Source organism: Nitrosopumilaceae archaeon AB1(1) (assembly GCA_033471095.1).
Classification (GTDB): Archaea; Thermoproteota; Nitrososphaeria; order Nitrososphaerales; family Nitrosopumilaceae; genus Nitrosoabyssus; species Nitrosoabyssus spongiisocia.
Map to the genome: position 1 here is coordinate 227,115 of CP136752.1, position 25,997 is coordinate 253,111.

Genomic DNA, 25,997 nt, shown 5'->3' on the forward strand with positions numbered 1-25,997 from the left:
TATCTACAGTGTCACCACGAATAACGATAGGAGAGTCATCATCAGTAGTGGCGTTTTGCTCAGAGTAGGATTAGCCAAGTTCTACATAAACGACATTATTACCATTCAGTGTGATTACTGGGGGAGTAGTGTCACGAACAACTATAGTTCTATTTACTTGGGTGGCATTATTGCCTGATGAATCAGTAGAGTGGTATGTGACGGTGTAATTACCTACAGTATTTGTATCTACAGTGTCACCACGAATAACGATAGGAGAGCCATCACCAGTAGTGGCGTTTTGCTCAGAGTAGGATGAGCCAAGTTCTACATAAACAGTAGCATTACCAATTAGTGTGATTACTGGGGGAATAATGTCTGGTCCATCAAAAATTATTACAGTTCTAACAACTTGGGTGGCATTATTGCCTGATGGATCAACAGAGTTGTATGTGATGGTGTAATTGCCTATAGTATTTGTATCTACAGTATCACCACGAATAACGATAGGAGAGCCATCATCAGTAGTGGCGTTTTGTTCATTATATGTAGAGTTTTTGCTTAGTGTTATTGTACTAGCACCATTCAGTGTGATTACTGGGGGAGTAGTGTCACGAACAACTATAGTTCTATTAACTTGGGTGGCATTATTGCCTGATGAATCAACAGAGTGGTATGTGATGGTGTAATTGCCTATAGTATTTGTATCTACAGTATCACCACGAATAACGATAGGAGAGTCATCATCAGTAGTGGCGTTTTGCTCAGAGTAGGATGAGCCAAGTTCTACATAAACGACATCATTACCATTCAGTGTGATTACTGGGGGAATAGTATCTGGTACAGAAATTATTACAGTTCTAACAACTTGGGTGGCATTATTGCCTGATGGATCAGCAGAGTTGTATGTGATGGTGTAATTGCCTTCAGTATTTGTATCTACAGTGTCACCACGAATAACGATAGGAGAGCCATCATCAGTAGTGGCGTTTTGTTCATTATATGCATCGCCAACAAATAGTGTTATGGTACTATTGCCATTCAGTGTGATTACTGGGGGAGTAGTGTCACTAACAATTACAAGCCTATTCACTTGGGTGGCATTATTTCCTGCTGAATCAACAGAGTCATAGGTGACGGTATAATTTCCCACGAGAGATGAATTTACAGTGTCACCACCAATTGTTACTGGAGAGTTATCATCAGTAGTGGCGTTTTGCTCAGAGTAGGATGAGTCAAGTTCTACATAAACAGTAGCATTACCAATTAGTGTGATTACTGGGGGAGTATCATCTGGTGCATCAGAAATTATTACAGTTCTATTAACTTGGGTGGCATTATTGCCTGATGGATCAGCAGAGTGGTATGTGATGGTGTAATTGCCCATAGTATTTGTATCTACAGTGTCACCACGAATAACGATAGGAGAGCCATCATCAGTAGTGGCGTTTTGTTCATTATATGCATCGCCAACAAATAGTGTTATGGTACTATTGCCATTCAGTGTGATTACTGGGGGAGTAGTGTCACGAACAACTATAGTTCTATTAACTTGGGTGGCATTATTGCCTGATGAATCAACAGAGTGGTATGTGATGGTGTAATTGCCTATAGTATTTGTATCTACAGTATCACCACGAATAACGATAGGAGAGTCATCATCAGTAGTGGCGTTCTGCTCAGAGTAGGATGAGCCAAGTTCTACATAAACGACATCATTACCATTCAGTGTGATTACAGGGGGAGTAGTATCTGGAATGTTGTTAATTACAGGTTGATTCACAAAGTTTTCTAGTGTTATGTCTGTACTTTGAGTAGAGTTTATTCCACCACTAGTTTTAGTATATGAGATAGTAATGGTTTCATTTGCCAAAAGATTTCCGCTTAAATTCAGAGTAATTGAAGAGGAGTTTGATGTTATACTATCTATTGTAGCAGATGTACCAGTAAGAGTAAAGTCAGTGGTAGGAATAACCGAATAGATAATGTTTTTATTAAAAGTAATTATAATGTTATCACCTTGTGTGTTGGTAATAGCAAAAGATATCGCTACACTTCTATCTTCAGGTGCAGATATAGTAAAGAAAGTAGAAGGAGAGTTTTGATTTGCATACTCTGTTGCAATCCAGTCTGCAGAGCGAGCAGTAGATGATAGTCGGAATTCATCGAATTTGCCATCAAAGTAGGAATCAGTTCCCCAATTGGATCTTCCGATATAGTTTGATGCTCTACTCTCATTAAGAGATGTATGCACAGCATCACTAGTAATTGAGGTGCCATTTTTGTAGATAGTTGCTGTACCTGATGATTCATGTACAACTGTAAAGTATGCCCATTGACCTGTCTGCAAAATATCACTAGCTGTGACACCATCAGAGCTGGTACCCTGTCGCATATCATATCTCAAATCCGGGTTAGTGCGATGGGCAGCAATTAGAATATTGTTATCATCCTGACCCTTGCCAAAATCAACGATTCTAGCCCAATTTCTAAGGACATCAATATTTGCCCATGCCGAGATGGTAAAGTCTGTATTGTTAAATAGACTACCTTCCAAGTCTGGAAGATCAAGATAATCTCCGTGGGAGTCGTCTACTCCATCAAGGTTTAATCCATTACCAATTTGTGCAGATACTAAATCACTAGAATTAAAGTCAGTAGAGCCTGTAGATAGTGGTGTTGCATGACGATTATTCCCTGATGAGTCTAGGGTAGAGTTTGCAGTAAAAGTGGATTGATCCATGTGATAAATTATCTCATAGTCTGAATCCCAAACATTAGGATATGGAATGGATGACGCTGTTGAGACATTATAATACATGTAGAGTATGGTATCACTGGTATTGCTCAAAGTAGGTAGACGAACCCAAGCTACTAGGGTACCGGTAGTAGCATCATTAGTAAATGACTCAATTTCATGCTCTAAGAGGGTATTGCCATCAGTAGTAGTGAATCTTATATCTTGTCCAGCAGATTGAACAGTTGTAGAATTGAGATTTATATCATTTATTGATATTAAAACTGTGAAATTTTCATGATTTCCAATTACTTGAGATGAATTTATAGTGATCTGTAGTCTTGTGTCCCAAGAGGCACCTAGTATTTGTTGAACAACTATAGTTCTATTCACTTGGATGGCATCATTACCTGATGAATCAACAGAGTGGTATGTGATGGTGTAATTGGCCGCAGTATTTGTATCTACAGTGTCACCACGAATAACGATAGGAGAGCCATCATCAGTAATGGCGTTTTGCTCAGAGTAGGATTAGCCAAGTTTTACATAAACGATATTATTACCATTCAGTGTGATTACTGGGGGAGTAGTGTCACGAACAACTATAGTTCTATTAACTTGGGTGGCATCATTACCTGATGAATCAACAGAGTGGTATGTGATGGTGTAATTGCCTACAGTATTTGTATCTACAGTGTCACCACGAATAACGATAGGAGAGTTATCATCAGTAATGGCGTTTTGCTCAGAGTAGGATGAGCCAAGTTCTACATAAACGACATTATTACCATTCAGTGTGATTACTGGGGGAGTAGTGTCACGAACAATTACAGTTCTATTAACTTGGGTGGCATCATTACCTGATGAATCAGTAGAGTGGTATGTGATGGTGTAATTGCCTAAAGTATTTGTATCTACAGTGTCACCACGAATAACGATAGGAGAGTTATCATCAGTAATGGCGTTTTGCTCAGAGTAGGATGAGCCAAGTTCTACATAAACGACATCATTACCATTCAGTGTGATTACTGGGGGAGTAGTATCCGGAATGTTGTTAATTACAGGTTGATTCACAAAGTTTTCTAGTGTTGTTTTGATATTTTGAATAGAGTTTATTCCACCACTAGTTTTAGTATATGAGATAGTGATGATTTCATTTACCAAGAGATTTTCGCTTAAATTCAGAGTAATTGAAGAGAAATCAGATATAACTCCAGATATTGTAGCAGATGTACCAGTAAGAGTAAAGTCAGTAGTAGGAATAACCGAATAGGTAATGTTTTCACTAAAAGTAATTATAATGTTATCACCTTGTATGTTGGTACTAGCAGAAGATATCGCTACATTTCTATCTTCAGGTGCAGATATAGTAAAGAAAGTAGAAGGTGAGTTTTGATTTGCATACTCTGTTGCAATCCAGTCTGCAGAGCGAGCAGTAGATGATAGTCGGAATTCATCGAGTATGCCATTAAAGTAATCATCAACTAGCCAATTGGATCTTCCGATATAGTTTGATGTTCTAATCACATCATCAGATGTATGCACAAAACTACTATTAATTGAGATACCATTTTTGTAGATAGTTGCTGTACCTGATGATTCATGTACAACTGTATAGTATGCCCATTGATCTGTCTGCAAAACATTACTCAGCTGTGATATTCTGAGGGTTGTTACCCTGTCGCATACTATATATCAAATTCGCGGTATTTACAGGGGTAGCAATTAGAATATTGTTATCATCCTGACCATTGCCAAAATCAACGATTTTAGCCCAACTTCTAAAGGCATTAATATTTGCCCATGCCGAGATGGTAAAGTCTGTATTGTAGAATAGACTACTTGCCAAGTTTGGAAGATCAAGATAAATTCCTTCAAGTCCTAAACTGCTTCCATCAAAGTTTAGTCCATTACCAATTTGTGCAGATACTGAATCAGGCACAGTGCGTTCAAAGCCTGTATATAGTTGTGTTGCATGACAATCATTCCCTGATGAGTCTAGGGTAGATTGTGCACCAAAAGTGGATTGATCCATGTGATAAATTATTTCATAGTCTGAATCCCAAACATTATCATGTATAATAGTTGCCGCTGATGAGACATTATAATACATGTAGAGTATGGTATCACTGGTACTGCTCAAAGTAGGTAGACGAACCCAAGCTACTAGAGTACCGGTAGTAGCATCATTAGTAAATGACTCAATTTCATGCTCTAATATAGTAAATCCATCACTGCCAGTGAAAATAATATCAGCACCGTTAGGTAGAACAGCTGAATCGCTCAAAGTAGAATCAGAGATACTTACTAGAAGGGTAAAGTTTTGAAGAGTTGTAGTTATTTGGTTACTATTAATAGTAATTTTCTGTCTAGTATTCCAATCAGATTGTAAGTTACCAGCGATAACATTATTGTTTATAGTTAGTAATGAAAAGGGATTTAGCACCAATGGTACAGTATCATTTATCACACCTGATCCCTGTACATATGTTAGAGCAACGGTTTGATTAAACAAGATATTGTCGATAAGATTAAGAACTAGAGTGTTAGCAATTGCAGTAATGCTTGAAGGAATAGTGGTAGTACCATTGGTAGTTATCGTAAAGTTTGATTCAGATACACCAGTCAGAGTAATATTATTAGCAAAGGTAAGAATTATCGAGTCACCAAAGGTACTAGTATTGAATGATGTAAACTCCAAATATGGAAGTATAAGATTATGAACAAGTAGGCCATTAACAAATGCTAGGGCAGTACCGTTTTGATCATTAATGGTAGTACGGATATCACCAGTATTGTTGTAAGATAGTGTAAAGTTTTGTCCACTAGGTATTATACCGTTAATACTTAGATCAATTACATTACTACTAGTAGAAGTGAAACCGGAAGCAGTAAAACTAGTTTTGTTAAAAGTAAAGTCAGAAGGTGATGGATTATTCAGTGTGACAGATTCATTAAATGTCAGAGTGATAACACTTCCAATTAAATCAGTGGAAGCACTAGTAATAACAGGTGGTGTTTGGATAATATTATTTGCTACAACGATATTGACAAAATCTTCAAGATAAGTGCCGTTTGTATCTGTGATTCCATTTGATGTCACAGATCTAGAGTAATTCATTCCAATGGTTTCATTTGTTAAAATACTGGTTGTTGTCATATCAACTATATTATTACTAGTCTTGGTAACTCCAGTTATATTTATAGAATATGTAGTGTTGAAGGCAAAGTCTGATGGTACTGGGTTTGATAGTATTATAGTCTCATCAAATGTTAGAGTAATTAGATTACCCAAGTTGTTGGTAGACTGCACTAGTAATAACAGGTGGTGTTTTTGGAACGTTATTATTCACAGGTTGATTCACAAAGCTTTCTAGTGTTATGTCAGTATTTTGAGTAGAGTTTATTTCACCACTAGTTTTAGTATATGAGATAGCGATGGTTGCATTTGCCAAGAACTTTCTGCTTAAATTCAGAGTAATTGAAGAGGAGTTTGATGTTATACTATCTATTGTAGTAGATGTTCCATTAAGAGTAAAGTCAGTAGTAGGAATAACCGAATAGGTAATGTTTTCACTAAAAGTAATTATAATGTTATCACCTTGTATGTTGGTACTAGCAGAAGATATCGCTACATTTCTATCTTCAGGTGCAGATATAGTAAAGAAAGTAGAAGGAGAGTTTTGATTTGCATACTCTGTTGCAATCCAGTCTGCAGAGCGAGCAGTAGAGGATAGTCGGAATTCATCGAATTTACCATCAAAGTATTCATAAGCTGGCCAATAGGATTTTCCGATATAGTTTGATGTTCTCGTCACATCATTAGGTGCATGCACAGCAGCACTAATAATTGAGATACCATTGTGATAAATAGTTGCGTTACCTAATGATTCATGTACAACTGTAAGGTATGCCCATTGACCTGTCTGCAAAACATTATAAGCTATGACACGCTCTTGGTTGGCAAACTGGAGCACTTCATACCACAAATTCGGGGTAGTTCCATGTGTAGTTCCAGGATTAGTAAGGAAAATACCGTCTCGATTTTCAAAAGCGGTAAACTCAGCGATTCTAGACCATGCTTTAAAGGTATCAATATTTGCCCATGCCGAGATGGTAAAGCCTGTATTGTTGAATAGACTACCTTCCAAGTTGGGAAGATCAAGATAATCTCCTTCTAATCTGTTTACTCCATCAAAGTTTAGTCCATTACCAATTTGTGCAGATACTAAATTATCAGGGTCAAAGACATCAATGACATTATCGTTTACAAATAGTGGTGTTGCATGACAATCATTCCCTGATGAGTCTAGGGTAGATTGTGCACCAAAAGTGGATTAATCCATGTGATAAATTATTTCATAGTCTGAATCCCAAACATTATCATGTATAATAGTTGCCGCTGATGAGACATTATAATACATGTAGAGTACAGTATCACTGGTATTGCTCAAAGTAGGTAGACGAACCCAAGCTACTAGAGTACCGGTAGTAGCATTATTAGTAAATGACTCAATTTCATGCTCTAATATAGTAAATCCATCACTGTTAGTGAAAATAATATCAGCTCCGTTAGGTAGAACACTTGAACGGCTCAAAGCAGAATCAGAGATACTTACTAGAAGGGTAAAGTTTTGAAGAGTTGTAGTTATTTGGTTACTGTTAATAGTAATTTTCTGTCTAGTATCCCACAAGGAAGGTAAATCAAAAAATGGAACATTATTAGTGATTGGTTGATTTGTAAAGTTTGCAAGTGATAAATTATTTGCATCTGTAATATTACTAGTTGTTTGATTATATGATAGTGTTAATGATGATGTGAGTGATGTGAATGAAATACTAGAGTCTAGTGTTAGATTGATTGCAGTGTCATTATGTCTAGTTATACCAGTTGTAGCAATACCTAAAATATTTACTGTAAAGTCAGTTGGAGAAGTGGTACTGATAAGAGTGATTTCTCTATCAAAGTTGACAGTAATGATGTCACCTTGCTGGTTTGTATAGGCGTTAACAAAGATTGGATGTGATAGAACATTATTAGTGATTGGTTGATTTGTAAAGTTTGCAAGTGATAAAGTAGGGTGTAGACTATTAGTGATATTTGTGCCCGTATCGTTGTATGATAAAAGTGGAGAGTCGCCAAAAGATAGGGCAGAGTTTAGTGAAAGAATTATAGAAGTTGCATTATTACTAGTTATACTATTCACAGAAGCAGATGAATTAATTATAGCAAAGTCGCTAAGGAATGTAGTACTACCTACTGCAATATTTTCAGAAAATACAACAGTAATATGGCTACCAGTTGTATCAGTATACGCGCTACTAAAACTAGGAGGAGACAGAACTACATTATTTGTTACACTAACATTAAAGGAGGCAAGACTACCGGGGAAATTATCAAATTGAACTTGTATCAGATTTAGAGGGCGATGAGCATAAGATAGACTAAGACTAGTAGTAGGAAGTATGGACGGAGATACAACTATGGAGACAGTATTAGTGTCAGCATTAGAATAATTAATTATGTTATAGTTGGGAGGATTAAACGTAAAAACTGAATTTAGAATAGTCACATTAACTGAATTTTTGTATGACAAAGGACGACCATCACTATGAGATATAATTATCGTATCACCATCAATATTAGTAGATGCAATTTGTCCAAAAGCTGAATCTAGTGGAAAGAGCAAAGTGGCAGAGAGAACGATAATAGCAGTTAAAGAGAGAATCATCACAGATGAATGATAGGAATTATGCAATATTTATTAAAAAATAAATAATAACTTATAATTGTTTGTCTAGTGGTCAATAGACAGGGCTCTGTTGCAACTTTGGGTGTTATACACATAACTTCTTTTTTGAACTTTAATAAAATATTTATAATTTTTAAAAATTAACTGCACTTTTACCAAGTGCTGGTTTACGCAATTCATCTCGTTTACACATCTTTTCTATTTTCTCAGATTTACGTATTCGTTTTATTTCCCCTTGTTTAGAATCATCCACATATAGACTATTCATCAGTTTTTTAAAATTTTTTCTACTTTGGCTTTAGTAGGAAATTCAGCCTCCATTTGACATTATATACTCTGACTAGGCAAACATCCAAAATTATTCTCATTCAGAATTTTAATTAAAAAACTATTCACTGTCGATTCAGGATATCTAATTCTAACCAAAGCGGTATAACCATTCTTGAAATTATCACCTATGATTTTTGTACCACCATACACAAAAGAGGCGACATTATTTTCCTTGATGGGATTATTCGAATATATACTAAATTGTTTGTAGTAGTTGAAAAATAATCTCTTGAATATATCACATCCTTTTTTTGTAGAAAAAAATAGTCGTTCTGCATACACTACTACTCCTTTGTATCTGAATTTCAATACTGCCTCCAAGTTAGAATTCACATCCCCATACATTAAAGAATAGAATTCATGAATCATCATTTTCCTGTTTACTTTTTGTATTAGGTCTAGTTTCACTGTAATTTTCATATGTAAGTGGACCAATTCCATCTCCTCTCTTCTCTATTATGTTCCATTCGATTTACCCTCAAAGCCTGTTTTGATTTATGATGAAAGCGTTTTTGATTATATCTAGTAATTCACCTAAACATTATGCAAATAATCAAAAGTGTAAATATTAAATTATTTCAGGGAGGATATATTTCAAATATGAATAATGATGGAAGATGTGTAATAATTAATCATACTGATATTGTAAGCGGTACTGTGATTAACCATTTGCAAGTTTTTGAATCTTATACAGGTAAAGGACTTGTGTATGTGTGTAAAAATCACACAATTCGAAGAGCAGATTGCAAACATATACAATTAGTCAAATGTATAGTGATTACAAATAGAGGATATACGAATAATAATTTTAGAATAATGGAATAGACTAGACTGAATCTGTGTAAATACTGTAATTCAGGTAATATCAAAAAAGATGGTATGAGGAATAGCAAACAAGGAAAGATACAATGATTCAAATGTTTAGATTATAATAAACGCTTTACATCAAATTTTGAATTTGAGGGTAAACAATCTAATTCAAAAATAATTACAGGTGCATTACAAATGTACTATTCAGGTATGTCAGTTGGAGATATTTCAACACATTATGAGTTTGATACTGATGTGAATCGTTCTACTATGAATCGCTGGATTGCCAAATACCCTGTAATGTTAACTAGATATCTAGATGAGATTATACCACGTGTTGGCAATTGGATTCGTGCTGATAAAGTATGAATAAAGGTGTCAGGTAAGTCAAAATATCTATTTGCATCTATGAATAATGACACTCGTTTTGGTTTAGCTAAAGACATGGCCGATACTAAATTTCAGCACAATGCAGATTATTTGTTGAAACTGACTAAATTGACTACTGGTAATAAAACACCCAAGCATTTTATCACAGATGGATTACCATCATAGAGTAAATCGTCAAGAAGAGTATTTGGCAGAGAAACACAACATGATTAAATATGATGGAACGTCTAAATGGTGAGATTCGTGATCGTAAGAAAGTGTTTAGAGGATTGAAGAGAAGATAGTCTGATTATTAATGGTGTGACAGTGTATTACAATTATGCCAAAAAGTATAGTGATATTGACAATAAGAGACCATCTAAGAGAGCAAAGATAACTGTCAAGGGTCATAACAAGTGGAATACTTTGATACAGAGTGCAAGTTTGCATGATTATGAAACTATGTAATATTCCCTATATCTTTACCACAATTTTTACAGTTTAGATTTGCAAAGGAACTAGGATCAAGCATGTCAGGTTCAAATATAGAATCGAATCTTACATACATCACACTCATACTTGAACTTAGATATGATTGGAATTCTATAATACTTCTTTTTAGGATCAACAGGATTACATTCTAATTTATTATCTTTTAATAGTAATTCTAGTGCAGTTAATATGAAAGGATGATTTTCAGATGTAACAGGTTTAAAACTTTTTTCAAAATGATCAGCAATATATTTTTCAATTTCAGCGAGATCACATCCATATCCACTAGTATCATTAAATAAATTTATGAATAATCTCATCAACGCTTCTTCATAATTCTTCATTTTCCAACAATATTCTTCAGAATGAGAATTATATCTCATACTCAAACTCCAATCATTTGTTGTGATGCCCATAGATGGAGGCATTTCTATTAAATATTGTTTACGATTAAATCCTAAAGATGCAACAGAACATATGACCAAATGTTTTAAACAATGATTCAACACGTTCAATCATTGACACCTAATGCTAAAGATTATCAAAGAAAATTAGATTTTGTATTGAAAATAGCAAGGCAGAACGGAATGTCACAAATAGAGATATACGCAAGAGACGTATAAAATCGCAGATGGGCATCTGAGCGAGTCCCCTAGTATGTCTAACTGTTGCAGTGTTATGAAAAGCAAAAAATATAATTCCAAGATTGTATCAGGACCGCCATCAGAACAAGGAAATACATTATTGATTCGTTACAATTTGTGAACACATTTGTGGCATAATTCACTGTTTTTATAATAACAATTATAATTCATTGATTTATGAGTAACACCTGATGTTGCAACAGAACCATTTTTCGCAAGATTTAATTCCAAACAACATCTAACAAATGTATGGGAAGAGTACACACTCACAGACATGGAAAATCACACTCCACACGGCCATTAACAATAGAAATGCCATCATGGAGTATACCGGATACAAAAGGAATAGAGGAGCTGATAATCAAATATGCAAAAGAAGGAATGAAGCCCAGTCAAATTGGTATAAAATTAAGAGATCAACATGCAATACCACTTGTCAAAATTACAAAGAAATCAATGTCAACAATATTAGAGGAGAATAATCTAAAATCAGAAATGCCAGAAGACCTAGACAATATGGTAACGAAAGCAATAGGTTTACAAAAACATCTAAAAAACAACAAGGGAGATAATAGAAATGTGAGATCTCTAGAACTTGTAGAGGCCAAAGTACACAGACTTTCAACATATTATAAGAGACAAGGTCGTATACCAGAAAATTGGAAATATAAATCAGTAATTGCTCAATTAGAGTAATGAACAAAGGAATTAGCGATGCGGCATCACATATGCGTGATGAAATAAAAGATGTTATAAAAGATGAAAAATCAATTTTAATAACTACACATAATGACTGTGACGGTATAGTATCAGGAAGTATTATTGCAAAAATGTTACAGCGTATGGGTGCATCATATACAATCAGAGTGGCAAATCAATTTACAACAGACACGATAAATAATTTAGCGAAAGGTAATCACAAATTACACATCATAACAGATATGGCAAGCGAATTTAGTTCAGAGATGAGTTCTAAATTAGATAAAAAATGGTTTATCATAGATCATCACCCAGTACCGAAAACAGAAAAGGACGACTCTAGATTGATTAATTCATGGAAGATGGGAATGGATGGTAGCAAGGAAATTTGTGCAGGAGGAATGGCATATCTACTTGCAAAAGAGATTGACGATACAAACGAGGATCTGGCACATATTGCTGTAGTAGCTGCATTAGGAGATAGACAAGATGTAGGTCAAAAAAAATCATTGGATGGAATGAATCAAGAGATTGTCGCTATGGCAGAAAAAAACCATACAATACAAACAAAGATGGATCTCTTACTTGCAAAAAGTAATTCGTTGCCACTTGCTGATGCATTATCACTTACAACTCAACCATTCATAGAAGGACTTGTGTGGAACAAGAGCGCATGTGTAACAGTAATCGAGTCTACAGGAATTATGCTGAAAGATAAAAGTAGATGGAGAAAACCATCTGAATTAAGCCTAGAAGAGAAAGAAAAATTCATAGATGTTTTAGCAAAATTCTCCCCAAATACGAATATCAAAGGACATCTAGAAGGAAATGCGTATACTCTAACACATGAAATTACAAACGAACCACTCTATGACGCTCGAGAATTTGCAACTATGCTTAACGCGTGTGGTAAGATCAGAGGTGCAGGAGCAGGCATCGCAGTTTGTATGGGGGATAGAGGCAAATTATACCAAGAAACAATAAAGATTCTTCAAGAGTATAATTCCACTATACAAAATTGTGTACAGATGTTAAGTAATGAGCGCTGGAGAATCAATAATTCAGATACATATGTGATGATAAATGGTGAAGGTATAGTTCCAGATAGTCTCACAGGGGTGATATCCGCATTATTAACTGGATCTCATAAAAATTACAGTAAAATCATAATGTTATGGACAGATAGCAAAGAGGGGACAGTAAAATTTTCTGCAAGAAAACCAGTAAATTGTACACTAGACACAAATCTACAAGAATTATTTGTAAAAGGAATTAGTGAGGTTGGAGGCTCTGGTGGAGGTCACAGTACAGCTGCTAGTGCTAGAATCTTAAAAGAGAAGACTAGAGACTTTGCAGAGTATCTTGAGAATCATGTTGGAATGCAAGATAGAGATAGTAGTGGATAATATACAGAGCAAAGATGCCTGTACAATAATACAGGTTTTAGAGCCAGATAATGTAAAATTCCCAAAGGGATCTAGCATGGATATAAAAAATATTAATGACAAACTAGTAATAATATTTAAAAGTTCAAAAGGTATGAAAAATTTGATAGGTAGTGTTGATGAAGTGCTAGGGCACATACAAGTTGCTTTAGGTGTGATGAAATAATGTTGGATCCCAGTATAATACGAGACAAACCAGACAAGATTCGTCAAATGCTCACAGATAGAAATATAGAATTTGATCTGCAAAAATTGATAACTGCAGACAAGAGACGTAGGGAATTGATTCAAACGGTTGGAGATTTGAGAAAGGAGAAAAATCAGATTGCCCTAGACATATCTGAGAGAAAAAAGAGTGGGCAAGACACATCAGAATCAATTACAAAGCTACAAAAGTTAAATCAAGAATTAGACAGGATAGAAAAAGAAGAGGTAGTAAATAATAAAACATACAATACTCTAGTATACGCAATACCGAATTTAATTCACGAGTCAGTACCTATTGGAGCAGATGATACTGCAAATATGGAGATTAAAAAATGGGGAAAACCCAGAACAGATAAACCAGCAGATCATGTGGATATGGCCGTAAATTCTGGTTGGGTGGATTTAGTACGAGCTGCCAAAATATCAGGTGCAAGATTTTATTTTCTAAAAGGAGATCTAGTTTTGTTAAATCAAGCAATCATAAAGTATTCATTAGATTTTCTACAAGGCAGACAATATACACCCATACAACCTCCATACATGATTAATCGTAATTCAATGGAGGGTGCAGTTATTGCGGAAGATTTTGAAGATGTAATTTATAAAATTCAAGAAGAAGATTTATACCTGATTGGGACCTCAGAGCACGCTATGGCAGCTATGCATGCAGATGAAATACTAGAGGGCAAAGAGTTGCCACTAAGATATGCAGGTACAAGTCCATGTTTCAGAAAAGAAGCAGGAGCACATGGTAGGGATCAAAAAGGGATATTCAGGGTACATCAGTTTGACAAAATTGAACAATTTGTATTCTCAAGACCAGAAGACTCGTGGAAAGAACATGAAAGAATGTTACAGATCGTAGAGGATTTTTATCAAAGTTTAGAGTTACCATACAGAGTTGTGTTATTATCAAGTGGGGATATGGGGAAAATTTCTGCAAAAACATATGACCTAGAAGCATGGATGGCAGGACAAGACGCATATCGTGAAGTGGTTTCGTGTTCTAATTGTTTAGAGTATCAAGCAAGACGTCTTAAAATTAGATTCAGAGATAAATCGAATGAAGATACACAATACTTGCACACATTAAATGGAACACTTGCTGCAACATCTAGATTACTAGTTGCAATTCTTGAAAATTTCCAAACAAAAGATAAACACATAGACATACCACAGGTATTACAAAAATATATGAATAAAAAACAGATATGATTACATACTGTCTAGTACAGCTTGAGCTATTGTGTCTAACTTTGGAGATAAAACAATAAAGTAGATTTTATCGGCACGTTCAACACTAGTTACTTTTTTATAGACTTTGGAATTTATATCAAATTCATAGATACCGGATTCAATAGAACTCTTTGTGTAAATTGCAAGAAATGTGTCATCAGTAGTTCCAAGTGGAATAACTGCCATCAGATAATCCTTGTGTAACATAATAGGCATCATATTTTTCATTGGTGGAGATACAGCCGTCATATATGAGAAAAAATCCACTATATCATCAAATTCTATGTGTTGTATTTTCATCAAATAAATTTAGCAGATACGATATAATAATCTAGATATGACTCTATGAATAAATCCTATATTTTTGCCAATCTAGGAGTTTGTATCTTTCGTATATTATAAATGATAAATATGGGCGCTCCAATGTAAAGTAGAATATTCAGAATAATTATACCCACACCTACGGTTAAAATTTGAGAGTCAGAGTCGGATTGAACTACATCTAGCAAACTAAGAGAAGATAGCATTGGTGTGAGTATGATTTGAATTGTATTTTTCAGTATTGGATTGGAACGTTCCAAGTCTGCAACTGCAGGAGAAAATGAATAATAGATTTTGTTAAATTCTGTCATAAATGAACTGCCAGTAGTAGTTTCCAACAATGTGTTGTCACGAAGTTCACGCAACATTTGAACTTGTGAGGAAAATTCAGTTCCATATGCAGCAGTTGCAACTAGACATCCACCTGGTTTAGTTTTATCCTCTTCAGTAGGTTCTGGAACACATTGATTGTCTTTCATTACAGTACCTGCACCACATTGTACAGATTGGGTTACAGGTTCCGGTTCGGGTTCAGGAATAGTTTTAGGTTCTGGTTTGGGGACAGTTTCGACCACAGGAGTTGGTTGGGGTGTTGGTACTGTTACACATTGTCCATTTTGAATTATTTCATCAGAATTACATGTTGGATTTAAAAATTGAAATAAAGTTTCTGCTGTTGTGTATGGTCCATAATTTGCAATCATTTTATAGTCTCCCTCAGATTTCCAAAAAGTACCAGTTTGAATTATAGCAGAAAACTTACCTGATGGATCAGGTCGTAGTTGCTCAATGTTAACAATATTATTTTTGGGATCAAATACACGAACAGTGATATCAAATGTCCCATCATAGGATTCAATAGAGCCTGTTAGCGCTATGCTTTCCCCTACAGTATAGGCAGAAGCATTAGTTGAAATAGACAAGGAAGATGTAGCGTTTTTGATAAATACAGATACACATTGATTATTTTCAATGACCTCATTGGCGCCACAAGTAGGTGGTGGCTGAGCATCGGATGCAGATACACCATATGACAAAAATACTATACCCAAAAGTACGACAGATATAGTAGGGATTAATTTCATCATATCAAAAATTTCACAGATATGTTATTTATACATTTACTGAATAAAATTCAACACATTAACAAATAATTCTAAACTAAAATTCACATACAATTTTTAGTGGCATATATGACTGTCAAGTGATATAATGACTCACAGAGTATCTGTATTAGACAAAGAACTGTGCCAGCCTAGAAAATGTGGACTAGAATGCATAAAATACTGTCCAGTAAATAAATCAGGTTCAGAGTGTATTGTACTAAATGAGGAGACNAAAAAAGCTCAAATTGATGAAAATATCTGCAATGGGTGTGGAATCTGTGTAAAAGTCTGTCCATTTGATGCAATCACAATAGTAAATCTAGCGACAGAATTAAAAACTGATAAAATACACCAGTACGGTCCAAATTCATTTAGGTTGTACAAAATACCTACCCCAAAAAAAGGAGAGGTCGTAGGACTGTTGGGCAGAAACGGAATGGGAAAGAGTACTGTGGTTAATATTTTATCTGGTAGTATAATGCCAAATTTAGGAAGATACGACGATCCTCCACAATGGGATGAGGTTTTACAATATTATTCAGGGACAGAATTAAAGAGACATTTTGAATCTATAAAAAATGGTAATATTCGTGCATCAATAAAACCACAACAGGTAGTAAATATCGCAAATGTGTACAAGGGAACAGGTAAAGAGCTGATTGAAAAATATGACGAACGCGGTGTATCTGGTCAAATGATTAAACAATTGGGTTTGGAAAATTCCATAAATAAAGATCTAAAAGAAATTAGTGGTGGGGAATTACAAAGAATTGCAATCGCAGTAGCAGCCTCCAAGGATGTAGATTTTTACTTTTTTGATGAACCATCTTCGTATATTGACATCTATCAGAGAACAGGTGTGGCACAGACAATACAAGGATTGGCAGATATTGGTAAAAGTGTCATGGTTGTAGAACATGATCTTACCATGTTGGATTATCTTTCAGACTATATCGAGGTATTGTATGGGGAACCGGCAGCATACGGAATTGTGTCAGGAATGATGTCGTCCAAAGTTGGAATAAATGTATTTTTAGATGGATATCTTCCAGCAGAAAATGTTAGATTCAGAGATAAAGCATTTCGTTTTGATGCATCAACATCTACAGATAGTATACGATCTGAGACCAAAGTAATCACATATCCAAAACTTGAAAAAAGATATCAGTCATTTTCCGTAACCATTGAACCTGGCAGTCTGCACAAGGGAGAGGTATTAGGAATAATGGGAGGAAACGCTTTAGGAAAAACAACCATGATGAAGATGTTAACCGGTATTGAGAGACCAGATGTGGGCATGGTATCTAAGAAAATAAAGATCGCATACAAGCCGCAGTATTTGAACAATGATACTGACATAGAAGTTGTATCAGTATTGGATCGCGCCAACGATGGACATGTGGAGGGAAGTATTGAGGAAGAACAGATTCTTGAACCATTAAGAATGAAAAAATTGTATAATAAATCGTTGAAAAATCTTTCAGGTGGTGAATTACAAAAGGTTGCCATTTCAACATGTCTTTTACAGAAAGTTGACATTTACGCATTAGATGAACCATCAGCATTTTTAGATGTTGAAAATCGTATTGCCGTCGCTAAATTTTTGCAAAAATTTGTTCGTTCATTTGGTAGATCGGCAATTGTAATTGATCATGATTTACAACTAATGGATCTCATATCAGATAGTATCATAATCTTCAAAGGAGTCACTGGTCTAAATGGGCACTCTACATCACCCATGCCAAAGTCTAAAGGAATGAATGAATTTTTACAATCACTAGATATAACGTTTAGGCGTGATGAAAAGAGCTTGAGGCCACGCATAAATAAATCTCTTAGTAGGCTAGACAAGGAACAAAAAACCCGTAAAAATTATTATTATAAATAAATAGGGAAAAACTGTAAACCAAAACATAACCATACATTACAAGATGATTTTATAATAAAGTGTTAATGTAGAATAGTATTGCAAATAGCAGAATTGGACATATCAAAAGAATTTAAAAAATATCTAACCCAAAGTGGATTCACAGAATTATATCCACCACAAGCAGATTGTGTAAAAGCAGGTTTGCTAGAAAATGAAAATATGCTACTTGCAATACCTACGGCAAGTGGTAAAACACTAGCTGCTACACTTGCAATGATAAAATATTTTGAAGATGGTGGAGATGGAATAGCAGTATACCTTACACCACTAAATGCACTTACTGCAGAAAAATACAAAGAATTCAAAGAATTTGAGAGTATGAGACATATCAAGATTCATGTAGGTATGCAGGCCGGTGGGCAGGCAAAGAGAACAACTAACGCAAATATCAGAATAGTGACTAATGAATCTCTAATGGCATCTTTAATTTTAGATGCTCCATGGACACGACGAATCAGATTTGTGGTTGCCGATGAAGTGCACACAATTCATGATCCTACACGTGGACCTGATTTAGAGATGGCACTTGTAACATTAATGAAAAGAAAACCGTCCCCTAGAATACTAGCACTCAGTGCAACTGTTGGAAATCCAAAGACAGTGGCCAAATGGTTAAACGCAAAGTATGTATCTAGTGATTGGAGACCTGTAAAACTTCGTGAAGGTGTACTGAATGACAAAATAATACAATTTAATGACGGAAATAATTTGGAATTTAACCCCACATCTAATGTAAAAATTACCACAGCATCAAGACTGGCGGTTCAGACTGTAGAGGAGGGGGGACAGTCAATAATATTTGCCGGTACCAGAAAACATTCAGTAAGTGCAGCTCTAAAGGCCGCAGAGATTATACACGTGAATGCTAAACAGAAAGCAAAACTAGTCAGCATATCAAAAAAGATACTAGATACAGAAGACACCACAGATTTAATAGAAAAACTATCACAATGTGTAAAATTTGGTTCTGCATTTCATCATGCAGGACTTAATGACAGATGCAGAAAAATAGTAGAAGATGAATTTCGCAATAGAAATATTCAAATCATTGCATCAACACCTACCCTTGCAGCTGGCGTAAATATGCCAGCAAGAAGGATAATAATTACTAGTTATATCAGATATGGGCGTCCCATTACTAACATTAGTGTATTAGAGTACAAACAGATGTGTGGCAGAGCTGGTAGACCCAAGTATGATACCATTGGAGAATCAATAATTATTCCATCGCCAAAAGATGATCCAACAGATATTTATGAGAATTATGTACGTGGTAAACCTGAAAACATTCAATCAAAACTTGGAAAAAGATTGGCATTTCACACACTAGTGTGTATCGTTATTGGAAAGAACACTCAATGGAAACCGGGTAAATTAATTCAAGAAAATAAAGGAATGACAGAACAAGAAATTATACAATTCTTTGATCAGACATTAGCAAGACAGCAGTATAAAAAAAATATGTTTGATCAAGGTGTAAAGAATGCAATAAGTTATCTAAATGATAATGATCTTATAGCACGTGAAGAAAAGTTGTACAAACCAACAGAATTTGGTAGAATTGTTAATCGTAATATCATGGAGCCAAGTATAGCAATTGCAATAAAAAATTGGTTAAATGTATCTAAAAAAGATCATGAGATTGAGAGATTGATTTTGCGTATGAGCGCATTTGTTCAAGGAGTTAAATTGGTTGAGGAAGACTTTGAGGAGTCGTGGGATATAGTAGAAAGTTATGTATCAGAATATGGAGTTGAGAAGATTTATCACTCAATGTTGGCATGGATTCAAGAGAAAACTCTAAAGGAAATTGAGAGTGATTTTGGAATGCAAGAAGGGTATCTGTATTGGTATAATCGTAGTATTGATAGATTTCTATCTTGGACCACAAGTATTGCAGAGTTTTACAAGAGTGAGTGGTCTGCAGATTCTACAAAATTACGAAAGAGGATCAACTATGGAGTAAAAGAAGAGTTGTTGGATTTAGTATCAGTAAAACAAATAGGGCGAGTAAGAGCTAGACGACTATACACTAAAAATATCAAAACAACAGTAAAACTTGCATCGACCAAACCAGAGATTATTTCACGTATATTAAACCAAAAACAAAGTAAACTAATTGTTCAAATTATAAATGATGCAAAAAGACAATCATGAGAAAAATAATGAATATTTCAGATTTAGACATACCAGATGTCGCTAAAACATTTTTCAAAAAGAGAGATTTTACAACACTATACCCATCACAGATCAAATGTATTGAGGCAGGATTACTTGGAGTTCAAAATATGTTACTTGTCATACCAACGGCTAGTGGAAAAACACTGGCAGCAATACTTGGAATCATAAAACATCTAGAAACAAGTAAAAGAACTGTTGTATACATCACACCTCTAAAAGCATTGACGACAGAAAAATATCGAGAATTAAAAGAGATGGAGGAGATGAAAGATATCACTATTGGTATGAGAACTAGTAGTGTTGAGAGAGACATGAAAGATGCCAACATTCGTGTAATGACAAACGAGTCGCTAGTGATAGCCATATTATTAAAAAAAGAGTGGACAGATAACATAGGGCTGATAGTTGTCGATGAGATTCATGTACTAGATGACGATCAGCGTGGACCTAATCTAGAGATGATTCTTACAATATTGAAAAATAAAAGACCCTCACCACGAATTATTGGTCTTAGTGCCACTATTGGCAATGCGAGTGTAATTTCTAGATGGTTAAACGCCAAACTTGTGTCTAGTGATTGGCGACCAGTAAAATTAAAGGAAGGAGTACTGTATGAGAATTTTATAAAATTCAATGATGAGACAAAGATAGAATTTGAAAAGACAGATGAAAAAAATGCCACAACATTAACTCTGGATACCATCAAAGAGTCAGGGCAGACAATAGTATTCGGCGGTACAAGAAAAGCATGTGTAGGTATTGCCAAGAGCATATCGGCAGGATTACAATTAGATAAAAAAAAATTAGACAGACTAGCTGACATTTCAAAATCACTTCTTGCAGATGAAGAGGTGTCAAATTTAACACAAACACTTGCAAAATTGATAAAAACAGGTGCTGCATTTCATCACGCAGGATTAAATGAGAAATGCAGAAAGATGGTAGAAGATGAGTTTAGAAATCGAAATATTTTAGCAATAGCAGCTACACCTACACTTGCAGCAGGAGTAAATCTTCCAGCTAGACGAATAATAATTTCTAATTATATAACATATGGCAATCCAGAATCATATATCACCATTCTAAATTACAAACAAATGTGTGGCAGAGCTGGCAGGCCCAAGTATGATATCATAGGGGAGTCAATAATTATACCAGATAGTGGTCATAAATCAGAAGATGTATTTACAAATTATGTAGATGGTACACCTGAAGATATAGACTCAAAATTATTAAACGATGTAAAATTCTTTACGCTCTGCTGTGTAGCAGCAGGGGATAGTAATTCCAGATGGTCCCCTGGTGACTCAGTAGTGAAAAATGATGGCATGACTGCTACAAATATTTTAGAGTTTTTCAATAATACGTTAGCAAAGATACAAGATGAAAATAACAATCTAGAAGAACGCGTAATAGAGGCCATAGAGTATTTGCTAGAAAAAGATGTAATTAAAGAGAAAGAGCACAGGTATAGACCAACAGCATTCGGCTATATCATTTATCAATACATGATGGAACCTGCATCTGCAGTACACATTAGAGAATGGCTCAGGGCATCGCCAAAGAATCATGAAGTGGAGAGAATATTAATTAGATCTTCATTGTTTGTATCAGATGAATCAGATCCGCCAAACTCAGTATTTGCCGAAGAATGGGAAAAGGCGCAGCATCATCCTGAAGAGTATAACATTGAGAGGATTTATCACTCCATCATACAATGGATAAAAGAAATACCGCTAAAGGAGATAGAGGAGACACACAGAGTGCAAGAAGGTGATCTGTATTGGTATCAACAAAGAATGGATACATATTTTGTATGGATGGCAGCAATTGCTAAATTTGAAAAGAGCAAATGGTTCAGCGATGTACAGAGACTGAGGAAACGAGTAAAATATGGAGTAAAAGCAGAACTGCTAGAACTTACAAGTGTAAAACAGGTAGGACGAGTCCGGGCTAGACGATTATACAATCACGGTATTGAGACAATGTCACAGTTGGCAACTACAAATTCAGATACAATTGCAAAGGCATTGGGGAATAAAAAAACTGATTTGGTAACTGATATTATTAGTAATGCTCAAAAATTACTCTAGGGAATCATCAACTCCAATTTATATAAAAAGTAAATTGATGTGATATCATGGCCCGTATGCTAAAAGATGCCCTCACGGGAATCTTGACACAAAATGAAGTAAAAGAGTTGTACTCTGCGTTTGATCAAATCGGTGAGATCATTATTGTACGAATTCCAGATTCGTTAATTCATAAAAAAAAATTGATTGGAGAGACATTACTAGATAGAGTAAAAATTGCTCGTTCTGTATTTCATCAATCCTCAGATGTTAGTGGAGAATTTAGAACAAGGAGTCTAGATATACTTGCAGGGACAGATAATACAGAGACAGAATATAGAGAATCGGGCTGTAGATTTATCATAGATGTAGAGAAGGCGTTTTTTTCACCAAGATTATCTTCTGAGAGATTACGGATTGCAAATTTAGTTGAAGAAAATGATACAATAGTAAACATGTTTGCAGGAGTTGGAATGTTTTCAATAATTATGGCAAAAAATATACCATGTACAGTGTATAGTATAGACATTAATCCATACGCAATAGAATTGTGCAAAAAGAGTATTGGTATAAACAAACTCAAAGGTAAAGTAATACCCATACAGGGAGATGCATCTGATGTTATTCAAAAATTAGAAAAGACCGGAGATCGTACGTTGATGCTATTACCAGAAAGATCAGACGAGTTTTTAGATGCAGCTTATCACACTTTGAAGAAGAATGGCATCATTCACTACTATTCACACATACATTCAGACGCAAAGATGGATGCAGCAAAGTTATCAGAGGAACACTATACCAAGGTAGGCAAGAGATTTAAAATTATTTATTCAAGAATAGTCAGAGCAATAGGTCCACGATACTATCAGACGGTGGTAGATGCCAAAGTTCTTTAATCATCATCAGTTATGATTGAGCTTGGAGAGGATTTCGTAGTTGCCATCATATATCCTATCCACGATATAATACCCAAAACACCACCTACAATCATCAACATTGAGAGTTGTAGAATAATAGGACTCCAGGGAGATAACATTAGTAGATATGCGTAAACAAAAAATCCCAATATACACAATACAAAGAGAAATAATCCACCAGTTTTACGACGAGTCATTTTAAATTCGATTTTGTTTTATTTGAGCAGTCATAAAAATCATGGTTTGAGATCAATGGACATCATATATGCACCCTCACCATCACGATAATACGCATTGAGTCGTTGACGTATGGAAAATCCAAGAGATTCATACATTTTTACAGCTGCAAAATTACTAGAGCGAACTTCAAGATAAAATTCTGCACACCCTACTTTACGTATTCTTTGTATGGATTCGGCAATTATGGATTTTCCAATTCCTTTTTTTCTATACTCAGGTAAAACAGCAACAGAAACCATATGACCTTTTTTTATAAATCCTAGTTTTTTGAAATTTGAAAATCCATATTCAGTCTTACACATCATATAACCAATAATATTTTTGCTAATCTCTGCCACTAGAAAAGCCTCTGGTAATTCACGAAGCAGTGTCTCATAAAAATAGTCAGAGTAGTGCTCTGGTAATGTTTTGAGATTAATCTCCATCACAGGTATCAGATTTGCGGGTTCACAATTTCGTATCTGCACATCTCCAAGAGTGTTTATCTGCATATTTTGTGATATAAATGGTATTATTTATTAATAATTGAATTACTGACATATGATTATTAATTAATCATTAATAATGATAAATCTATTTCAGCAAAGATATTTTTAGCAGTGTTTTTGACTTGTAGCATGAGTGAATTAATACAGCAAATTAATGATTTAATACAAAAAAGAACCATACTAGAGCACCCATTTTATGAAATGTGGTCAGCTGGAGAATTGAAACTAGAATCACTTGCAGGTTATTCAAAAGAATACTTTCAGTTGGTAAAAGCAGTACCAGAATTTATGAAACCACTAATTAATCAAGCAGACGAATCACTAGCTAGTGAATTACACGAAAATATGTTAGAGGAGGTAGAACATATTGAGCCTTGGATACATTTTGCATCATCACTTGGAGTTGATCAAAATGAGTTGAATCATTATACAGGAACAGACAAAACTAGACAGGCCGTGACAATATTGAATGATTTAGTTGACACAAGTTTTGAGAGTGGGGTATGTGCAATGTACACATTTGAGAAAGAGATTCCACACATAAGCGAGGTAAAATTGGAAGGTTTGAAAGAATTTTATGATATAACATCAGATCATGCTACAGAATATTTTAAATTACATACAGAGGCAGATATCAGACATGTAGCATCATGGAGGAAACCTCTAGAGAGAGTGGTGGATGAAAAACAAATGTTACAAGTAGCAAATAAATCACTAGACGCACAACATTTACTTTTAGATGCGTGCAAGGACACATACTGTTAACATTTTATACATCATAATATATACAAATTATTGTGTGGGCCCGTAACTCAGCTTGGTAGAGTAACCGACTCATAATCGGTGAGCCACGGGATCGAAGCCCTTCGGGCCCATCAGTATATCATGATGAATGTTGTCATTATCAATTTACTACAACATCACACTAAATATTGGTCAATGTTTTTAGTTTGGTCCTACAACTATGACTTTATGGCTCTAAAGTGTTTTTAAAGCAATAAATAAAAACGAGTTATTTGGAATTAACATTCTAATCTCATCACTAAACAAACAAAACGAATCGTGACTAAAATTGAGTCAATCTTTAGCAGAGTGGATACAAGATATAATAATTTGATCTTATCTGTGTGTAATTTTACGTATAAAATTGAATATACGTTTAATACTTTGTGTTACAATATTGTACCATGAGTTCTACAGTACAGGGGAAAAAATACACTGTTGTAATAACTTCAGATGATATTGATGGTGGTTTTGTAGGAGTGTGTGATGAATTAAACGCATTTTCAGATGGTGAAACCTATGATGAAATTAAAAAAAATATGAAAGAGGCAGTAAAACTTGCATTAGAAGACACTGGAAATACTAGTGACTTTGATATGCTGATTGTTCAAAAACGTAATGAATAAAATTCCAAGAATTACTGGAAATATAATGGTAAAATATTTGATTAAAAAAGGATTCTCTGTATCATCTAGGAAAGAAAGTCATGTTACATTAAGATGTGATCATATTTCAAAAACTATTCCTGCAAAACTAAAAGGCTAAAGATCGGATTACAATTAAGAGTATTAAATAAAGTCTGAAATTGACAAAGATGTGTTTGTGAGTAATTACAATAAAGGACTTGTAAAATAATTCATATTCCATGAAATTTCACAGTTGTATTCAAATAATAATGAAATAGATTATGAAAACAAGTCCATGATAACTTAATCTGACATTATTAACGATATATTCATAATCAAGACAGAAGACCAAGATTTCAATGATTTTAATTTTGCAGAATTTTTAAAAAATATGTTTAAAATATAATTGATCATCTAAATTATGTCACAATATCAATGCAGTTATTTTGTATAATTTTGGAAAATATTTTTATCCATACACATAATCATATTTTTCAATAAAATTTAAAATTATTTACATATAAAAAAAGACATAAAGGATTGATAGTCCCCCTCAATGGCCGTTCATCTGTATTTTTGTCATGTACCATATACGATATCGTGATGCATCCCTTCAGATTTATCATTATACA

General features: G+C 34.7%; 25 protein-coding genes and 1 tRNA gene. 15 read left to right on the forward strand and 11 right to left on the reverse strand.

Going from position 1 to position 25,997, the window contains the following annotated elements; translation table 11 throughout:
* Window positions 1-70: 70 nt before the first annotated feature.
* From R1F52_01430 to R1F52_01455, 6 genes are all read right to left on the reverse strand, one after another.
* Window positions 71-3,109, reverse strand: a complete 3,039-nt coding sequence (locus tag R1F52_01430) for a DUF2341 domain-containing protein (GenBank protein ID WOV93323.1) — start codon at window positions 3,107-3,109, stop codon at window positions 71-73.
* A 138-nt stretch (window positions 3,110-3,247) separates the two neighbouring features.
* Window positions 3,248-4,357 carry a DUF5011 domain-containing protein gene (locus R1F52_01435; GenBank protein WOV93324.1) on the reverse strand — a complete coding sequence of 370 codons (1,110 nt, stop codon included), beginning with the start codon at window positions 4,355-4,357 and terminating at the stop codon, window positions 3,248-3,250.
* Window positions 4,358-4,361: 4 nt separating this feature from the next.
* Window positions 4,362-6,011: a DUF2341 domain-containing protein gene (locus R1F52_01440; GenBank protein WOV93325.1), complete on the reverse strand. Its 1,650-nt coding sequence runs from the start codon at window positions 6,009-6,011 to the stop codon at window positions 4,362-4,364.
* On the reverse strand, window positions 6,004-6,972 hold the full coding sequence (locus tag R1F52_01445; protein WOV93916.1) for a LamG domain-containing protein: 969 nt from the start codon (window positions 6,970-6,972) through the stop codon (window positions 6,004-6,006). Before R1F52_01445 ends, R1F52_01440 begins: the two co-directional genes overlap by 8 nt.
* Window positions 6,973-7,053: 81 nt before the next feature.
* The gene (locus R1F52_01450; protein WOV93326.1) at window positions 7,054-8,475 is read right to left on the reverse strand and encodes a DUF2341 domain-containing protein; all 1,422 of its coding nucleotides are present in this window, start codon (window positions 8,473-8,475) and stop codon (window positions 7,054-7,056) included.
* Window positions 8,476-8,796: 321 nt separating this feature from the next.
* Entirely contained in the window at window positions 8,797-9,219 is a 423-nt protein-coding gene (locus R1F52_01455) for a hypothetical protein (protein ID WOV93327.1), read from the reverse strand.
* A 123-nt stretch (window positions 9,220-9,342) separates the two neighbouring features.
* Here R1F52_01455 and R1F52_01460 point away from each other — a divergent pair, with 123 nt between their 5' ends.
* The 3 genes from R1F52_01460 to R1F52_01470 all read left to right on the forward strand — a co-directional run bounded on the left by R1F52_01460 (window position 9,343) and on the right by R1F52_01470 (window position 10,164).
* Entirely contained in the window at window positions 9,343-9,624 is a 282-nt protein-coding gene (locus tag R1F52_01460; GenBank protein WOV93328.1) for a hypothetical protein, read from the forward strand.
* Between the two features lie 195 nt (window positions 9,625-9,819).
* Complete coding sequence (locus tag R1F52_01465; GenBank protein ID WOV93329.1) at window positions 9,820-9,978, forward strand: hypothetical protein; 159 nt, start codon at window positions 9,820-9,822, stop codon at window positions 9,976-9,978.
* A 6-nt stretch (window positions 9,979-9,984) separates the two neighbouring features.
* Window positions 9,985-10,164 (forward strand): hypothetical protein, encoded by a 180-nt coding sequence (locus tag R1F52_01470; GenBank protein ID WOV93330.1) that lies wholly within the window; start codon window positions 9,985-9,987, stop codon window positions 10,162-10,164.
* A gap of 353 nt (window positions 10,165-10,517) precedes the next feature.
* Here the strand turns inward: R1F52_01470 and R1F52_01475 are convergent, their stop codons facing one another.
* Entirely contained in the window at window positions 10,518-10,853 is a 336-nt protein-coding gene (locus R1F52_01475) for a hypothetical protein (protein WOV93331.1), read from the reverse strand.
* Window positions 10,854-11,363: 510 nt separating this feature from the next.
* Between R1F52_01475 and R1F52_01480 the strand changes: the two genes are divergently transcribed.
* From R1F52_01480 to serS, 4 genes are read left to right on the forward strand one after another with little or no spacing between them, the layout of a single operon-like run.
* Window positions 11,364-11,810 carry a 30S ribosomal protein S15 gene (locus R1F52_01480; protein WOV93332.1) on the forward strand — a complete coding sequence of 149 codons (447 nt, stop codon included), beginning with the start codon at window positions 11,364-11,366 and terminating at the stop codon, window positions 11,808-11,810.
* Complete coding sequence (locus R1F52_01485; GenBank protein ID WOV93333.1) at window positions 11,810-13,219, forward strand: DHH family phosphoesterase; 1,410 nt, start codon at window positions 11,810-11,812, stop codon at window positions 13,217-13,219. The genes R1F52_01480 and R1F52_01485 overlap by 1 nt, the downstream gene beginning before the upstream one ends.
* Complete coding sequence (locus tag R1F52_01490) at window positions 13,185-13,424, forward strand: KEOPS complex Pcc1-like subunit (GenBank protein WOV93917.1); 240 nt, start codon at window positions 13,185-13,187, stop codon at window positions 13,422-13,424. The genes R1F52_01485 and R1F52_01490 overlap by 35 nt, the downstream gene beginning before the upstream one ends.
* On the forward strand, window positions 13,424-14,680 hold the full coding sequence (gene serS / locus R1F52_01495; GenBank protein WOV93334.1) for a serine--tRNA ligase: 1,257 nt from the start codon (window positions 13,424-13,426) through the stop codon (window positions 14,678-14,680). Before R1F52_01490 ends, serS begins: the two co-directional genes overlap by 1 nt.
* Here the strand turns inward: serS and R1F52_01500 are convergent, their stop codons facing one another.
* Both R1F52_01500 and R1F52_01505 read right to left on the reverse strand, forming a co-directional pair.
* Window positions 14,681-15,001, reverse strand: coding sequence for a hypothetical protein (locus R1F52_01500; GenBank protein WOV93335.1), 321 nt, complete (start codon window positions 14,999-15,001; stop codon window positions 14,681-14,683).
* 56 nt (window positions 15,002-15,057) lie between these two features.
* Entirely contained in the window at window positions 15,058-16,110 is a 1,053-nt protein-coding gene (locus R1F52_01505) for a CFI-box-CTERM domain-containing protein (GenBank protein WOV93336.1), read from the reverse strand.
* A gap of 124 nt (window positions 16,111-16,234) precedes the next feature.
* Between R1F52_01505 and R1F52_01510 the strand changes: the two genes are divergently transcribed.
* The 4 genes from R1F52_01510 to R1F52_01525 all read left to right on the forward strand — a co-directional run bounded on the left by R1F52_01510 (window position 16,235) and on the right by R1F52_01525 (window position 23,207).
* On the forward strand, window positions 16,235-18,016 hold the full coding sequence (locus tag R1F52_01510) for a ribosome biogenesis/translation initiation ATPase RLI (protein WOV93337.1): 1,782 nt from the start codon (window positions 16,235-16,237) through the stop codon (window positions 18,014-18,016).
* A 78-nt stretch (window positions 18,017-18,094) separates the two neighbouring features.
* The gene (locus R1F52_01515) at window positions 18,095-20,215 is read left to right on the forward strand and encodes a DEAD/DEAH box helicase (protein WOV93338.1); all 2,121 of its coding nucleotides are present in this window, start codon (window positions 18,095-18,097) and stop codon (window positions 20,213-20,215) included.
* Window positions 20,212-22,332 (forward strand): DEAD/DEAH box helicase, encoded by a 2,121-nt coding sequence (locus R1F52_01520; GenBank protein WOV93339.1) that lies wholly within the window; start codon window positions 20,212-20,214, stop codon window positions 22,330-22,332. The genes R1F52_01515 and R1F52_01520 overlap by 4 nt, the downstream gene beginning before the upstream one ends.
* Window positions 22,333-22,388: 56 nt before the next feature.
* Entirely contained in the window at window positions 22,389-23,207 is an 819-nt protein-coding gene (locus R1F52_01525; protein ID WOV93918.1) for a class I SAM-dependent methyltransferase family protein, read from the forward strand.
* Here R1F52_01525 and R1F52_01530 read toward each other — a convergent pair.
* Entirely contained in the window at window positions 23,204-23,425 is a 222-nt protein-coding gene (locus R1F52_01530; protein WOV93340.1) for a transcriptional regulator, read from the reverse strand. The two genes, R1F52_01525 and R1F52_01530, sit on opposite strands and share 4 nt — an antisense overlap.
* Before the next feature lie 39 nt (window positions 23,426-23,464).
* A complete protein-coding gene (locus R1F52_01535) occupies window positions 23,465-23,959 on the reverse strand; it encodes an N-acetyltransferase (protein ID WOV93341.1) in 495 nt (164 codons plus the stop codon).
* 126 nt (window positions 23,960-24,085) lie between these two features.
* Here R1F52_01535 and R1F52_01540 point away from each other — a divergent pair, with 126 nt between their 5' ends.
* The 4 genes from R1F52_01540 to R1F52_01555 all read left to right on the forward strand — a co-directional run bounded on the left by R1F52_01540 (window position 24,086) and on the right by R1F52_01555 (window position 25,504).
* Complete coding sequence (locus R1F52_01540; GenBank protein WOV93342.1) at window positions 24,086-24,721, forward strand: iron-containing redox enzyme family protein; 636 nt, start codon at window positions 24,086-24,088, stop codon at window positions 24,719-24,721.
* Between the two features lie 36 nt (window positions 24,722-24,757).
* Window positions 24,758-24,831 (forward strand) — tRNA-Ile (locus tag R1F52_01545).
* A gap of 312 nt (window positions 24,832-25,143) precedes the next feature.
* Window positions 25,144-25,365, forward strand: coding sequence for a type II toxin-antitoxin system HicB family antitoxin (locus tag R1F52_01550; protein ID WOV93343.1), 222 nt, complete (start codon window positions 25,144-25,146; stop codon window positions 25,363-25,365).
* The gene (locus R1F52_01555; protein ID WOV93344.1) at window positions 25,358-25,504 is read left to right on the forward strand and encodes a hypothetical protein; all 147 of its coding nucleotides are present in this window, start codon (window positions 25,358-25,360) and stop codon (window positions 25,502-25,504) included. Before R1F52_01550 ends, R1F52_01555 begins: the two co-directional genes overlap by 8 nt.
* Window positions 25,505-25,997: the final 493 nt, after the last annotated feature.